Below are 14785 nucleotides of genomic sequence, written 5' to 3' on the forward strand. Positions count from 1 at the left end.
ATTACAGAGCAGGCTGGCCAAAACTGGGCTACGCCTGCTTTTTGCTTGCTAAAAATACAATTTATGATGTGCAGGTTGGGTGTAATGTCATATCGTGAAAAACGGAATTAAAAATATGTGAATATTTATCTAGTCTTGTTGGCACGGTTATAGTATATTTACAATAAATATTTGTTTTATATTGGGTAAAAATTTGAACAACAAAAGGGGGCTCTTTTGATGGCTAAAAACGTCGTTTTTTCTTTGATTCTTTTAGGAATGCTGGCAAGCGGATGGGCGATCATGTATTTTCAGTTTCCGTATTACCAAATCACCTTGGCGATGGGCGCATTATCGCTGCTCTTGATGACGCTGCTGCATGAACGGTTCGTTTTTTTGTATGCGGTCATCGTAGCGTTGGTTTTGGGTGCGTTTTTGACGGCAGAGGCATTCAACCAAAATCTTGAATCGGCCACACAGGTTCAGTATATGTACAGCCACCTGCTATTCACAGCCTTTCTTCTGTTGTTCTGGATCCTGTTGAACATCCTTAAAAATACCGGTTATGAAAACAGTGAATTGAAGGCCCAAGTGCAATTGCTGCAAAAATACAACGGGAAAACTCAGGTCCTTACGGTTGCCGAATTCAAAGAACAAGCGACTTGGCTCCTGAAAGCCAGTGAGCGGAACGGAGAGGAAGCCTGGCTTTTGAAAATCAATTTAGCCTATCCGAATCGCCGGACCAAAGAAAACCTGCTGGAAATGTTCGAAACAGCCGCTCTCCGGACCATCCGCCATAAATTCGATCTGGTCACCAGCGACAGCGGAATCATCTTTTTGCTGCTGAAAAACACCCATGCCCAGGGCGTGGAAAGAGTATTGGAACGGTTTTGGGAAAAAGCGCAGAAGGATGTGGCATTCCAAGAGCCGCCATTTACGACAGAAAAGGGACGTGTGGCCGATGTGAAACAATTGGCCAGACTGATGGGTGAAGCGTGATGATGGCCCTTATGATGATCATCATGGGTTTCTTCTGGCTGCTTCTTTTATTTTATTCGGTACTGACTGTTTCCGGTGTCTGGTACCGGGTTTCTTCAAAGCCAGTCCAGGCTCTGGAAAATTACCCGAGCGTTGCCGTTCTGGTGCCGGCGCGCAATGAGGAGATCGTCCTTGAGAATACACTCCGTGCCATGGGGCGGCTTCGCTATAAAGGACAGATGGATATCTTTTTGCTCGATGATAATTCACGGGACGGCACGGCAGCGATCGCCAAAGAATTTGCAGAGGTGTTTTCAAAGATCCATTACATTCCTGTACCGGCTGGAAAACTGTCCGGCAAATCGCGTGTCCTGAATTACGGGCTCGGCATTTCCGATTCGGAGTATTTTGTCGTCTACGACGCAGACAATGAACCAGAACCGGACGCGGTAGAAAAATTGGTGGAAGCAGCTGTCGCGGTGAAAAATGCAGCAGGTGCGGTAGGTTATGTCAAAACGAAAAATGCAGATGCCAATTTATTGACCAGCATGATCGCCTTGGAATTTCAAGTGTTCCAATTGCTGATGCAATGCGGCAGGTGGGCCTTCTTGAAGCTCGGGTCATTGGCAGGCACCAATATGCTGTTGAAAAGATCCATCATCGAAGAGCTGGGCGGCTATGATGAACATGCGCTCGCGGAGGATGCAGAATTGACGGTGCGGCTGTCGGCAGCTGGCTATGTTCTGCCGGTCGTGCCCGAATCCCGCACCTGGGAACAGGAGCCGGAACAGTTCCGGACGTTCATCAAACAACGCACACGGTGGCTGACGGGCAATATCTATCTGCTTGAGAAATCACTGAGCGAACTTGGCCACTGGAAAGGCAAGACATTTTTCCTGTCGTTGCAGCATGTTTTGACTTACTTGGTGTTTGTCGTCGTCCTGCTGTTTTCTGATATCTTCTTCATCATGGGCCTCACAGGGCAGGAGCTGCCGCAAGCGGAAGTCCCAATGCTGATGCTTTGGTTTATGAGCTATTTTGTCTACACGACCCAATTATTAAGCGCACTGGTCGTGGACAAAAACGTCTCGCCGAAGAATGTTGCCCTTGTCTTCGTTATGTATTTCACCTATGCCCAATTGTTCATCATCCTCCTGCTGCGGAGCTTTGCGCTTTATTTTTGGAGCCGGTTCAAAGGGCAGGCCATCAGCTGGGATAAAACAAAGCGCTTTAAAGGCGTAGGCTGATGAAGAAAAACATGCTTTGCCTGTCGGCATTGCTCGTTCTGTTAGGAGGGTGCGGCATCGAACCCACGCATAAGACAACTGTAAAAGATTTTATGGACGAAGAAGGTCTGATCCGCTCTTATGCTCATGATGAAGGCTCCGGGTATTTATCCGAAAGCATCGGGCTGTATATGGAATACTTGGTGAAAGAAGAAGAGGCGGAGGCATTCGGGCAGCAAGCGGAAAAGCTTGAACGTCATTTTGCAGCTAGGAAAGAAGACGATGTTTTTATCCGCTGGCAGCTGGTTGAAGGCACGCAAGTAAATGCGCTGATCGATGACTTGCGGATTATCGGCGCCATGGAAGCCGCTAGTGAAAAGTTCGGAAACGAGGACTATGCCTTGACCGCTGACAGGCTTGAGGAGTCGATAGCCCGAAAGCAGACAAGGGATGGCTATCTGCATGATTTCTACGATTGGGAATTGGAACTGCCGGCAGAACGCATAACACTCAGTTATTTGATCGATGGGAAATCAGTCCCGGAAGAAACTTTGGACCTTTTGCGCAAGGCTGACGGCGAGCCGGTTTTTTTCCCGGAATACTACGATTACAATAAAAAATCCTTTGTTCAAGCGGCAGAGATCCACATGATCGATCAATTGCTAATCGCGCTAAATCGGGCAAAAATTGGTGTGAAGTCATCCGAGTTCGACAGATGGCTGGCCGAAGAGTGGAAGTCGGAGAAAAAGCTGTACGGAAGGTATAGCCGCGAATCATCCGAACCGGCTGTGGGGTATGAATCGCTGGCGGTCTATTATTACCTGTACGACTATTTTCAGGCAATCGGCGAAACGGGACCGGCAGATGAAGTATTCAGGTACGCAGAGAAACTGGCTACAGATGACCTGCTGGAAAAATCCCATTTTTTCGATTACATCCATTACCAGCTCATGCTGCAAAAACATAGAACGGAGGAATGAGGACGCCGAAGGCAGCCTTCATTCCTTTTTAAATTTTGACCGGAAAAAAATGAATAGCGAAAAAAGCGGTTATACCAATAAAGATAATGAACCAACCGCATTGGGATGAATGTTACACTGGTATCAGTAAGATATTGTAAAAAGCTCCATTGAAAAATGGCGGAATTGCCAAAAAGGAATGATTGATATGAAATCGGGCAAATGGCTGGATGCCGCAATGTTTCCCGCAATCCCCTGTAATCTGGAACGCCTTTATAAACATTTGCACGGAAAAACGATTCTGATCACCGGTGCAAGCTCGGGCATCGGCAAAGAACTGGCTCTTTTGCTGGCGGATGCGGATGTCCATCTTGTCTTGACGGCCCGCCGGGAAGTGCTGCTAACGGACCTTCAGCAAGAAATAGCACCTAAAGCTGCAAAAGTGACGGTGATCCCGGCCGATTTGCGGGAAGATGCAGGACTTGAAAAAGTGTCAGCCGGGCTCCATGCGCTGCCTGAAGGCCTCGATGTTATGGTCAGCAATGCAGGACTTTCGATCAACCGCACCATCTTCCAATCGCTGGACCGTCCGCATGACTTCAGCCGGACGATGGCAATCAATTATTTTGCGCCGGTCCGGCTGCTCCTGTCGGCCATTCCGCTTCTGGAGAAAAACAAGGGGCAAATCATCAATGTATCGACAATCAACGCATTGATGACCCCCATGCCGGACTGGGCGGCATACCAGGCGTCGAAAGCGGCGTTTGACACGTGGCTCCGCTCAGCCGCACCGGAGCTGAAGCAACGAGGCATTGCGGTTTCGAGCGTTTATTTGCCGCTGGTCCGGACGCCGATGATCGAACCGACCCGGAACTATCGGAACGCACCGGCATTAACTGCGCCCCACGCAGCCGGTCTCATTGCTAGAACACTGTATACGCAGAAGCGCACGGTCCGGCCGTGGTGGATGCTTGCTGCCGGAGCGGCATCGGTTTTTGTCCGGCATGCGCCGGCATCGGCACAAGGAGGGAATGCCCATGGCCGCGATTGATCTCCTGAAAGTGATGCGCAAAATCGGTTTTCTGTCGCCAAAAGGCTTCTTGCGGTTTATCGGGTCGGTCTGGCGAGACGGCATCAATATCATGCTGTTATTGACAATGGCCGCTCTGGTTTACGGAAATAAAACCGCTTTAATCGCCGGAGGAGAAAGCCTGACGTACAGCCAATTAAAGCGGCGCAGTGAAACCTTGGCCTACGGGCTTAGTGAAAGATTCGGGTTGGGAAAGGGAGCCAAAACGGCTTTTCTTTGCCGCAACCATGCAGTGATGATCCAAGCGCTTTTTGCCGCTTCACGGACCGGCTCAAGCCTCTATTTATTGAATCCGGATATGAGCCAGCGGCAGTTCGATGCGCTGGCGGCTGAACATGCGTTTGACCTGTTGATCTACGATGCGGAATTCCAAGCCCTTGTCCACGGGTCGCCTTATGGGAAAAAGACATTGGTGAGCAGGCATTCCGATCTGCTGTCAGCGGAAGGATTGGCGAAGGAAGAATGGAAAGGCTCCGCGCACTTGAAAAGGGCATCGGCAAGCCGCATTGTCCTGTTGACGGGCGGCACAACCGGAAAACCGAAGGAAGCGGTGCACCGGCCATCACTGTTCCATTACTTGAATCCTTTCTCTGAATTGATGGAAAAACTCGAGCTCCAAAAAAGGGGAGCTGCTTATATTGCCACGCCGATTTTCCACGGATACGGCATCGCCATCCTGCTCACGGTGCTGGCGCTCGGGAAAAAAGTGGTTATCGCTGAGCGCTTCGATGCAGCGACAGCCTGCACACTGGTCCACCGGCACGCTGTAGACGTCATTACGGTAGTGCCGGTGATGATAGGGGAAATGCTGGAGGCAGGACCGGAAAAATTGGGGACATTGAAATGCATCGCTTCCGGAGGGGCGGTTCTGAATCCGCGACTCGCCAAAGGAGTGGCAGATTCGCTTGGGGACGTGCTGTTCAATTTATACGGAACATCGGAAGCGGGGTTGAATCTTATTGCCGGTCCACAAGACTTGGCCTATAACCCTGCCACTGTCGGCAAAAGCATCCGGGGGACTCAAATGGCGGTCCTTGAAAATGGAAATGTTAGAAAACCTGGCGAAATCGGCCAATTATGCGTGCGAAATGGCTGGTCGATGAACAACCGCAAAAGCCGCTGGATCCAAACGGGCGATCTTGGCTGGCGGGACGGAAAGGGCTATTATTATTTAGCCGGAAGAACGGATGACCTGATCATTTCGGGAGGCGTCAACATCTATCCGGCCGAAATCGAGCAGGCTCTGCTTGCCCATCCGTCCATCAAAGATGCGGCTGTGGTCGGCGTCCCTGAAGAGCGGTATGGCGCAATTGTGAAAGCGTTCATCCAAAAAACCGAAGGGTCCACGCTGGATCAGGCCGCGGTAGTAGAATGGCTGCGGCCGATGCTTGCGACATACCAGTTGCCGCGATCAGTTGAATTTGTCAGCGAGCTTCCTTACACGGACATCGGCAAATTGGACCGGAAGGTTTTGAAGGGAACCGGACAAAGAAAGGAAGTGGATCAGGGATGACAGAAAAGGAGAAAATGCTGGAGGGCAGGCTGTATGATGCAAAGGACGAAGAACTTACAGCCCTTCACCGGCACGCCCGGCATGTGCTGTCAGAGTTCAACCGGGAGCTGGTGGAGGACAGAAGTGTTCTGTTGAAAGAGCTTTTTGCCGGAACGGGTGAAAACTTCACTGTCAAGCCGACCTTCAATTGCGATTACGGCTTCAATATCGAAGTCGGCGAAAACTTCTTTGCGAATTACGACTGCATCATTTTGGACGTCTGCAAGGTGACCATCGGAGACAATTGCATGATGGGGCCGCGCGTCTGCATTTATACAGCAACGCATCCCTTGGACGCAAAAACCCGCAATTCCGGATTGGAATACGGCAAACCGGTGGTGATCGGGGACAACGTCTGGCTTGGCGGAAATTGCGTCATTGCCCCCGGTGTGACCATCGGCCATAACGCGGTGGTGGCAGCTGGCGCCGTCGTCACCAAAAACGTGCCGGACAACGCCTTGGTCGGCGGAAATCCGGCACGGATCATCAAAATGATCGAGTAGCTTCCCTCACTTTTCGAGCGGAAGCTTTTCTTTTTTCCACCGGTCCATACCGCCTGAAAGATGCGAGAGGTCACGGAACCCCATTTTGGCAAGGGTATGGGCAGCAGCTTGGCTCCGGTGGCCGGTTTTGCAGATCAAAACGACGGGGGTGTCCGGGTTCAGCCCTTTGGCGGCGACCGTCTCTTTGCCGAGTGGAAAGGACCGCGCACCGTGGATATGCCCGGCAGTGTATTCCATCCCTGTTCGGACATCAATGAGGACGGGCTTCTCAGCATCATCTATTTTTTGCTGTAGCGCTGCAGGTTTTACTTCCTTCAATCCGGCCGGCTTTCGGAAAAGATTCAGCAAGTTCATATTCTTCCACTCCTTTTTCTAAAATGATTGCTTAACCCTAGTATACTTCGCGGAGAAACAGAGGGAAATGGCTATTGCTTGTCCATATGAAAGTAGGATAAGAATAAAAAATAAAAAACATTCAAATTATTAGTTGCATTTTGCAAGTAATAAGAATACACTGTTATTGAGGTGATCGACATGAACGAAAAAAGAGAAGTGTTCCAAAGTTTGTTCAAGCGGTTCGGATTGCTGAACCGCAATTGTTGTGAAGCGGACGAGTTGGACATTAGCATGAACCAAAGCCAGATCCTCTATGAAATTGAAAAGCGGGAATCGCCTTCGATGCAGGAAATTGCTGAATCGCTCGGCACGGATATCTCGACATTCAGCCGGCAAGTGCAAAACCTAATTAAGATGCAGTTGGTGACAAAAACGCCTTCTGCTGCAGACCGCCGGATCTATGTTTTGGCGCTGACCGAAACTGGCCAGGCAGCAGCCCGTAAAATCGGCCGGGAAATGGAAGCGCACCTGGACGAGATCTTTTCGGGGATGAATGCATTCGAACAGGAAACGGTCATGCGTTCGTTAAAGCTGCTCAATGAAGCGATGGCCAAATCGAGCGTTTGCTGCAAACCGATCTTTTAAATCTATCCAATTAATAGTTGCAATTATCAAGTAATCAAACAGGAGGGAATAAAAATGGAAAATCAAACTTCTTGCTGTTCAACGGTTTCTGTACCAGTCCATTTCGAATTGCCGAAAAAAGCGGAATCGAATCTGCCGGTCATTGTCATTGGCGGAGGTCCGGTAGGGCTGGCGGCAGCTGCCCACCTGGCCAAAGCGGGCCAGCGCTTCATGGTGCTGGAAGCCGGGCCGGCCATCGGCCACAACGTCAGCCAATGGGGCCACGTCAGGCTGTTCTCGCCTTGGCGATTCAACATTGATAAAGCTGCACAGGGACTGCTCGAAAAGTCAGGGTGGACTGCACCGGATGCAGACAGGCTGCCGACCGGGAATGAGCTGGTTGGCTCCTATCTCCTCCCGTTGGCAAGAGTGCCTGAACTCGAACCGTTCATCCGGACCAATGCCAAGGTGTTGGGCGTCGGCAAAAAAGGCCACGACAAAATGAAGAATGGCGAACGCAGCAGCATGCCGTTTATTGTCCTGATTAAAGGGAAAGCCGGCTTGGTGGAGCGCATCGAAGCGAAAGCGGTAATCGACACAAGCGGGAAATGGAACCAGCCGAATCCGGCAAACGCTTCAGGAATCTGGACGCAGCAGGAAAAAGAGCTGCAAGACAAAATCGTCTACAATATAGCGGACATTCAAACCTTCTCAGGGGAGAGTTTCAGCGGCAAGCACATCGCCGTAGCCGGAGGCGGCCATTCCGCAATCAACACGATATTGGAGCTTTCGGAACTGGAAGGGATTAAAATCAGCTGGATTCTGCGGAAAAAACGGGTTGAAGAAGCCTATGGCGGAGAAGAAAAAGATGCGCTGGAAGCGCGTGGGCAGCTCGGCGCCCGCATCCATGAGCTTGTGGATTCAGGAAAAGTGGACGTCTACACCCCGTTCCGGATCGAACAGGTCCAAAGAAGCGGGGAAGTGCTTTCCATCGAAGGGGAATGGAAAGGCGAACGCTTTGTGATCCCTGCAATCGACAAACTCTTTGTCAATGCAGGAAGCCGGCCGGACTTCTCGATATTGAGTGAAATCCGCCTGGACATCGACCCGGTGACGGAAAGCACTGCAGCGCTCGCGCCGTTGATCGATCCGAACCTGCACAGTTGCGGCACGGTCCGCCCGCACGGGGAACGCGAGCTGCGGCAGCCGGAAAAGAACTTCTATATTGCCGGCATGAAAAGCTATGGTCGTGCACCGACATTCCTGATGGCTACCGGCTACGAACAAGTCCGTTCAATCGTCGCTTATCTCTCGGGCGACCTCGAAGCTTCACAGAAAGTGGAGCTGGAACTGCCGGAAACCGGCGTCTGCAGCATAAGCCGGAGCCCTGCAGCAACCGCTTGCTGTTAATGGCGCAATCAGTTGACTAACATTTAACTTAAGCTCAGCCCAGGGGTCTTTCCCCGGGCTTTTTTCATTTGGCAGGAAAAAAGAGCCGCACGGGGAATAAGGTAAAGAGAACCGAATGAGCAATGGAGGGATGAATTGAGCGGATCTATTATTACCGGGCTGCTCCTTACGCTGATAATTTATGCAGCAATCAGCTATTTCTATTTGAACAAAAAGCTGGGCATCAAGCCAAGAAGGATCGGCATATTCCCCCAGGACCGGAAAAAAGGGTTCATGTTGATAGACGGCATCATTCTGATCCTTTTAATCGCTGCAATGTTTGATTTGAGTGCTGAGGAAGGAGCGGAAAAAGCGGCTGCTTTGAATCCAGCTACGCCTTTATTCGGCTTGTTATTCCTGCTTGGGATTGTCCATGCGGCCGAGGAGTGGATGACCAACCGGAAAGCCAAAGCGTATTATTATGAACTGCTCGATTCCGCTGTGATAGCGGCCGTGTTTTTGATTATAATGAGTGAAGTAAGCTGACTCTTCAGGAGGGGAAAGGCTTCGTTCAATCTGCGATAGGAAACCTTCTTTTCAGATAGACCGAAGCGGCAAAAACCAGGAGCGCCAGCAATGCGGAGAACCCTAAGGAAGCGGCCTCGCCCCATTTTTCGATGATCATGGTGTAGACAATCGGGGATGCAGCCGACAACAGAAAACTCGGAATCAGCAATTTGCCGACGAACACTCCGTAAGTCTGATGGTCGAAAAGCACGAGCGGCAAAGTGCCGCGGGAAATGGTCAGCAATCCGTTGCCTGCACCGAACAAAAAAGCGAAGATGAATGCCGCCAGGACCGCTTTTCCGCTGGCGATGCCGAGGATGAAGCAGAACGGCAAAATGGCAGAAGCGAAGATGGTCAAGGTGAACGGATGGATGCGCGCTCCGAAAAGCACTTCGCATACTCGGGCCAAAGACTGGCCGATGCCGCGTAAAGTCGATGCCCAGACAGAGACCGCTGCAGCAATGCCAAGCCCTGCCAAAATATTGATCATGTGGACAGACATGCCGGAATTGAGGAAGTTCAGCACCATGAAAATGAATGCGTAGACAGCGCCGGCAATTGCCAGCTCACGCCCTTCTTTTGCTGGGGCTTGACGGGGTGCCGGACCCGCGCCGCCTTCATGCCGAGGTTCCGCAAATTTCACTTGAGGGATGGCCAAATGGAGCGGCACGGTCAATAGCGCAAAAAGGGCGTACACCAAAAGGGCCTGCCGCCAGCCGAAAGCATCGGCCAGAAAAAAGCCGATTGGCCAAAAGACGGTAGAAGCGAGTCCGCCAAGAAGCGTAATTTGGGAAATCGGCCGCTTCGCGCCTGCACCGCCGATTCGGGCCAAGGCTGCAAAAGCTGCATCGTAGAGAGTCAGGCGCATCGCGATTCCGAGAATCACCCATGAAACGTAATAGACCGCAATCGAATGCGAAAAGGCGATGCCGAGGCAACCCGCCGCCATTAATACGGATCCGGAAGCCATGACCAACCGGCCGCCGTGAGCATCAATCAGCCTGCCGGTTGCCGGCGACGTGATGGCCATGACGACCAGTGCTGCAGAAAAACCGCCATACACGAGCGTGCCGCTCCAGCCGAGGTCTTCTGCAATCCGTTCCCCGAAAGCGGCGATCAAGTAATAGGAGATTCCCCAGCAGATCAGCTGCGAAAAACCCAGGAGCAAAACGGTTTTCCTTGTAATCATAACGGCACACCTCCTTTAGATACATAATATTATAGATGAACTTTTTCTTTTCATTACAATTTTTTTTGCATCATTTTACACAAAAGCATCTAACCGGTTTCCCGAGAGCGAGAACATGCGAAAAAAAGCCAGATAAAGGAGAGAAAGCAATGGAATATTTTATCTGTGAAACATGCGGAGTCCAGTATGGCTTGTCCGAGAAAGCTCCTCCGGAATGCACAATCTGCAACGAGGAGCGCCAATACATCAATCCCGAAGGCCAAACCTGGACCACGCTGGAAGAGATGCTCGAAAACGGCAATTGGATCAATGCCATCCATCCTGAAGAGGAAGGGCTATACAGCATCCGCACCACACCGAAATTTGCCATTGGACAGACAGCTTATTTGGCAAAAGCGGAAGGGTTCAATCTGTTATGGGATTGCGTCACGTATCTGGATCCGGCAACGATTGAAGAAATCAAAGCCATAGGCGGGGTGGATGCGATAGCCCTGTCCCATCCGCATTATTATTCCACGCAGGTGGAATGGGCGGAAGCGTTCGATGCAAAAATCTATATCCATGAAGACGACCGGCGGTGGGTGGTGCGGATGAGTGAGCGCATCGTCTTTTGGTCAGGAGACCGTTTGGAACTCCATGAAGGCGTCACGCTCCACCGCATCGGCGGCCACTTCAAAGGAGCTGCAATTGCGCATTGGCAGAACGGGGACAGCGGAAAAGGCGTGGTGTTTGCCGGCGACATCATCCGTGTCGTGGGCGATCCAAAATGGGTGACATTCATGTACAGCTACCCCAATTTTATTCCGCTCCCGTCCCAAACGGTCCAGCGGATCGCTGCCTACATGAAAGGTGTGCCGTTCAACCGGATGTATGATGCCTTTAACCGGAGGATTCCGGACCGTGCGGACGAAGCGGTGCAGCAATCTGCAGAACGGTATGTGGCCGCCCTTGAAGGGACTTTATTCGACACTTAAGTATACCGGTAAGATGCTAGAAATGGCAGTTTGTCACGGGTCTGCCTCGGGCTGATCAAGAGTCGTTCAATACTGCTCAAATACCTGGAGCTAGGAGAGATTATATGGAAACGCCGAACGAAACAGAGTTAGCCGCATTTTTTGGTGCACCGCCTGAACGGAAAGACGAAACCGTCGAGTTCGCCTTGGACACAGCAACATTCCGGTTCGATAATGGCATCGAATCGTTCAAAGTGGTCATATCCCCTTTTTACAATGAGTTTGTGCTGGAAGTAGCAGCTATAAAAGAACAGCAGTCCGTGCTGCAATTAAAGCTCCGGTCTGTGGAGAAAATTGAAATCGTTGAAGAACCGCAGGAGGCGGCGATGATCCGTATTCATCACGGCCGGTCGGAAAGTTACATCCATACGCTCGCATGTTCATTCAAGCCGAAATTTCAGATGGCGCTCCAAGAACAATATCTCTAAAAAATTGGGAAAGAGGTGGAAAACATGGCCGGATTGAAGCCGCGCTTGTATGACTTGGGAATGAAACCTTTGGAAAAATCCCGTATCCAGCGGATCCGGAAATCAATCGCCGGAAAGGCAGCCGGCGTTGTTTTGGAAATCGGCTCGGGCACGGGCGCCAACTTCCCGCTTTACGAAAGGGCGGATGTTGTCCATGCCATTGAGCCCGACCCCGCTATGCGGGAAGCGTCGATCATGCGTGCCAAAGGAGCGAAAGTTCCCATCCGGACGTATGAAGCAAAAGCGGAAGGGCTGCCTTTTGCAGATAATGTGTTTGATGAGGTGGTGGCGACCCTTGTTTTCTGCACGATCCTGGAACCGGAAAAAGCGCTGCAGGAAATCCGGCGGGTCAGCAAGCCCGGTGCGCGCATCCATTTCTTTGAACATGTCCGGGTCGACAATAAGCAGGCAGCTATGCTGCAGGATGTGCTGACTCCCTTGTGGGAAAAAGTGGCCGGCGGCTGCCAGCTGAACCGGAATACACTTAAGCTGATCCGGGAATCAGGGCTGGCGGTTGTCGAAGTCACCCCTCTTTATAAAGGGCTTTTTCAGAAAATCGAGTGCATCAATGCATAATGAACAGCCAGTCGTGCTGCGAGGCACAATAAGACGCGTTTCTGCGGCCATGCCAGAGTCTTCAACATCAGAAGAAGAATCTCCTGCATAACATCCATTTATTAGTAAAAAGAGATTCCTTTTTTCTGGTTTCCTGATAAACTGTTGAAGAAGAGATTGCATTGGAGTTGTAAGAATGGACGCGTTACTTTTTTTCTTTTTGGAAAACATGGCTTTGATTATCGCGCTTATGTATTTGGGCTTGAGAGCAAAAGAAGCCCTTTTTATCGACTTGACGAACCCGATCCGGGATATGTGGATGATTTCCTTATTCGTAAGCTTTTTGACTTTTTCAATCATGTATAATGCTTTTCCTTTTGAGGGCATGAGGCTCGATTTGCGGGAAGTGCCGATTTATTTCATCAGTTTTGCAGGCGGCTGGCAATTCGGCATCCTGTCGGCAATTTTTCCGATCGCCTACCGGGGCTATATGGGCGGGCCGACCGTCATGCTCGGCATCATCCAAGCCATCATTCTGCCGATAATTATCGGTTCGCTTTTCCATGACCGCAAAACGATTGGAAAGCAGTTCATCCTGTTGAACCTGCGGCGGATGATGCTCGGCTTCTTCGTCTTTGAGACCATCAAGTCGGTCTGGATGCTAGTGACAACACCGGCGACGCCGTTGATCATCATTGCGATGTTCCTGTTTGCGACAATCGCGGTCCTCTCGATGGCGCTCATCCTGAACGGCGAAAACCGCAATTTGATCCTGCGGAAAGAGCTGGAGTTCTACTCCAATCAGGATCCGATGACACATTTGCCGAATATCCGCTTTTTCAAAAATAACGTCAACCGCTTGGTGGCACAAAAAGAACCGCTGGCGATCGTCATGCTCGACGTGGATTATTTCAAGGTTTACAACGATACGCACGGGCACCAAAAAGGGGACGCGGTCTTGCGGTCCATCGCACAGATCATGAAAGATTCGACGCGGAAAACAGACTTTGTCGCAAGGTACGGGGGAGAAGAGTTCATTATTTGCTTCGCTGATCCGGAAACTGCACACGAAGCTCTCCGAATGGCCGAGTCCGTCCGCCAGAACATCGAGGACTTCCATTTTGACGGGGAAGCCCTGCAGCCGGAAGGGAAACTGACCGTCTCCATGGGAATCAGCTTCTCGAATGGCCACAAACCGCTCGACCACCTGATTGAAGAAGCAGACAATGCGCTGTACCAATCCAAACGACAAGGCAGAAACCGGGTGACCATTTTCCAGGCGGCCGCTTCATAACGTTGCGAAGGCAAAGGGAAGTTTCCCCTTTGCCTTTTTCTATTAAAAAAAGCTGTTTCCGTGGTAAAATTTGAATAAAAGCCATGGAGGGGAACCCTTTGGGAAATGGACACAATCATTCACATGGCAAGAATAAAAGAACTTTGAAAATCGCGTTTCTCATTACAACGCTTTTCATGGCAGTCGAAGCAATCGGCGGCTGGTTGACCAATAGTCTTGCGCTTCTAGCAGATGCCGGCCATATGCTGAGCGATTCGGTCTCTTTAGGCGTAGGCGTCCTCGCTTTCACGCTCGGGGAACGGGCGGCGGATTATTCAAAAACGTATGGCTATAAACGCTTTGAAATTCTGGCAGCTGTTTTTAACGGTGCTACGCTGGTGCTCATCTCGCTTTACATCTTCTACGAAGCGTTCCAGCGTTTTTGGGATCCGCCGGAAGTAGCGTCAGAAGGGATGCTGGCCATAGCGGTGGTGGGATTAGCAGTCAATCTGCTGGTGGCGTGGATCTTGATGAGGGGAGGAGACACCCGGGAGAATTTGAACCTCCGGGCAGCTTTTCTTCATGTCCTGAGCGATATGCTCGGATCTGTCGGTGCCATCATAGCAGCGTTGCTGATCTTGTTTTTCGGCTGGAGCCTGGCAGACCCGCTTGCAAGCATCGCCGTTGCTGTTCTGGTGCTCCTAAGCGGTTGGCGAGTCACTAGGGAAGCCATCCATGTCTTGATGGAAGGCACGCCCAGAAACGTGGAAATCAATCAGGTGATTGGGGCAATCGAAGCGATTCCAGGAATCGCGAATGTCCATGATTTGCATATCTGGAGCATCACGAGCGGCCAGAACGCGATGTCGGGTCACGTCGTGGTGGAAAAAGGCATCTCGTTCGATGAATGCCAGCCTCTGCTAAGGCAGATTGAAGAGGCTATGGCAGAACAGAAAATCGGGCATGTCACCATTCAATTGGAAAACCAAGAACACCCCCATTCCGAAGCGGCGATCTGCCAAAACAGCGGGCAGCTAGAAGAGCTGCACCACCATGAACACCATTAGAACGAGAGAAAAATCCTC

The 14785-nt window shown here is 50.9% G+C and carries 16 protein-coding genes; 14 read left to right on the top strand and 2 right to left on the bottom strand.

Annotation, left to right across the window (positions count from 1 at the left end; genetic code table 11):
- The first annotated feature begins 219 nt into the window (after positions 1-219).
- The 6 genes from ACTL32_RS12360 (at position 220) to ACTL32_RS12385 (ending at position 6287) form a co-directional block, all read left to right on the top strand.
- Positions 220-978 (top strand): hypothetical protein, encoded by a 759-nt coding sequence (locus ACTL32_RS12360; RefSeq protein ID WP_441341761.1) that lies wholly within the window; start codon positions 220-222, stop codon positions 976-978.
- A complete protein-coding gene (locus ACTL32_RS12365) occupies positions 978-2204 on the top strand; it encodes a glycosyltransferase (protein WP_441341762.1) in 1227 nt (408 codons plus the stop codon). The genes ACTL32_RS12360 and ACTL32_RS12365 overlap by 1 nt, the downstream gene beginning before the upstream one ends.
- Positions 2204-3163 (top strand): hypothetical protein, encoded by a 960-nt coding sequence (locus ACTL32_RS12370; protein WP_441341763.1) that lies wholly within the window; start codon positions 2204-2206, stop codon positions 3161-3163. Before ACTL32_RS12365 ends, ACTL32_RS12370 begins: the two co-directional genes overlap by 1 nt.
- 187 nt (positions 3164-3350) lie before the next feature.
- Positions 3351-4193, top strand: coding sequence for an SDR family NAD(P)-dependent oxidoreductase (locus ACTL32_RS12375; protein ID WP_441341764.1), 843 nt, complete (start codon positions 3351-3353; stop codon positions 4191-4193).
- The gene (locus ACTL32_RS12380; protein WP_441341765.1) at positions 4180-5745 is read left to right on the top strand and encodes an AMP-binding protein; all 1566 of its coding nucleotides are present in this window, start codon (positions 4180-4182) and stop codon (positions 5743-5745) included. The genes ACTL32_RS12375 and ACTL32_RS12380 overlap by 14 nt, the downstream gene beginning before the upstream one ends.
- Positions 5742-6287 (top strand): sugar O-acetyltransferase, encoded by a 546-nt coding sequence (locus ACTL32_RS12385; protein WP_441341766.1) that lies wholly within the window; start codon positions 5742-5744, stop codon positions 6285-6287. Before ACTL32_RS12380 ends, ACTL32_RS12385 begins: the two co-directional genes overlap by 4 nt.
- 6 nt (positions 6288-6293) lie before the next feature.
- Here the strand turns inward: ACTL32_RS12385 and ACTL32_RS12390 are convergent, their stop codons facing one another.
- Entirely contained in the window at positions 6294-6641 is a 348-nt protein-coding gene (locus ACTL32_RS12390; RefSeq protein WP_441341767.1) for a rhodanese-like domain-containing protein, read from the bottom strand.
- 180 nt (positions 6642-6821) lie between these two features.
- Here ACTL32_RS12390 and ACTL32_RS12395 point away from each other — a divergent pair, with 180 nt between their 5' ends.
- From ACTL32_RS12395 to ACTL32_RS12405, 3 genes are all read left to right on the top strand, one after another.
- Positions 6822-7268 carry a MarR family winged helix-turn-helix transcriptional regulator gene (locus ACTL32_RS12395; RefSeq protein ID WP_441341768.1) on the top strand — a complete coding sequence of 149 codons (447 nt, stop codon included), beginning with the start codon at positions 6822-6824 and terminating at the stop codon, positions 7266-7268.
- Positions 7269-7322: 54 nt separating this feature from the next.
- Entirely contained in the window at positions 7323-8657 is a 1335-nt protein-coding gene (locus ACTL32_RS12400) for an FAD-dependent oxidoreductase (protein ID WP_441341769.1), read from the top strand.
- Positions 8658-8792: 135 nt separating this feature from the next.
- Positions 8793-9182, top strand: a complete 390-nt coding sequence (locus ACTL32_RS12405; protein ID WP_441341770.1) for a DUF4181 domain-containing protein — start codon at positions 8793-8795, stop codon at positions 9180-9182.
- Between the two features lie 25 nt (positions 9183-9207).
- On the opposite strand, the gene ACTL32_RS12410 is transcribed toward ACTL32_RS12405, so the two are convergent.
- Entirely contained in the window at positions 9208-10392 is a 1185-nt protein-coding gene (locus ACTL32_RS12410) for an MFS transporter (protein WP_441341771.1), read from the bottom strand.
- Positions 10393-10541: 149 nt separating this feature from the next.
- On the opposite strand from ACTL32_RS12410, the gene ACTL32_RS12415 reads away from it, so the two are divergent.
- From ACTL32_RS12415 to ACTL32_RS12435, 5 genes are all read left to right on the top strand, one after another.
- Positions 10542-11366 carry a hypothetical protein gene (locus ACTL32_RS12415; RefSeq protein WP_441341772.1) on the top strand — a complete coding sequence of 275 codons (825 nt, stop codon included), beginning with the start codon at positions 10542-10544 and terminating at the stop codon, positions 11364-11366.
- Positions 11367-11470: 104 nt separating this feature from the next.
- A complete protein-coding gene (locus tag ACTL32_RS12420) occupies positions 11471-11833 on the top strand; it encodes a hypothetical protein (RefSeq protein WP_441341773.1) in 363 nt (120 codons plus the stop codon).
- A 24-nt stretch (positions 11834-11857) separates the two neighbouring features.
- Positions 11858-12448, top strand: a complete 591-nt coding sequence (locus ACTL32_RS12425; protein ID WP_441341774.1) for a class I SAM-dependent methyltransferase — start codon at positions 11858-11860, stop codon at positions 12446-12448.
- 175 nt (positions 12449-12623) lie between these two features.
- Positions 12624-13721, top strand: coding sequence for a diguanylate cyclase (locus ACTL32_RS12430; protein WP_441341775.1), 1098 nt, complete (start codon positions 12624-12626; stop codon positions 13719-13721).
- 98 nt (positions 13722-13819) lie between these two features.
- On the top strand, positions 13820-14767 hold the full coding sequence (locus ACTL32_RS12435; protein ID WP_441341776.1) for a cation diffusion facilitator family transporter: 948 nt from the start codon (positions 13820-13822) through the stop codon (positions 14765-14767).
- Positions 14768-14785 lie beyond the last annotated feature (18 nt).

This window comes from Planococcus sp. FY231025 (assembly GCF_052078085.1).
Classification (GTDB): Bacteria; Bacillota; Bacilli; order Bacillales_A; family Planococcaceae; genus Planococcus.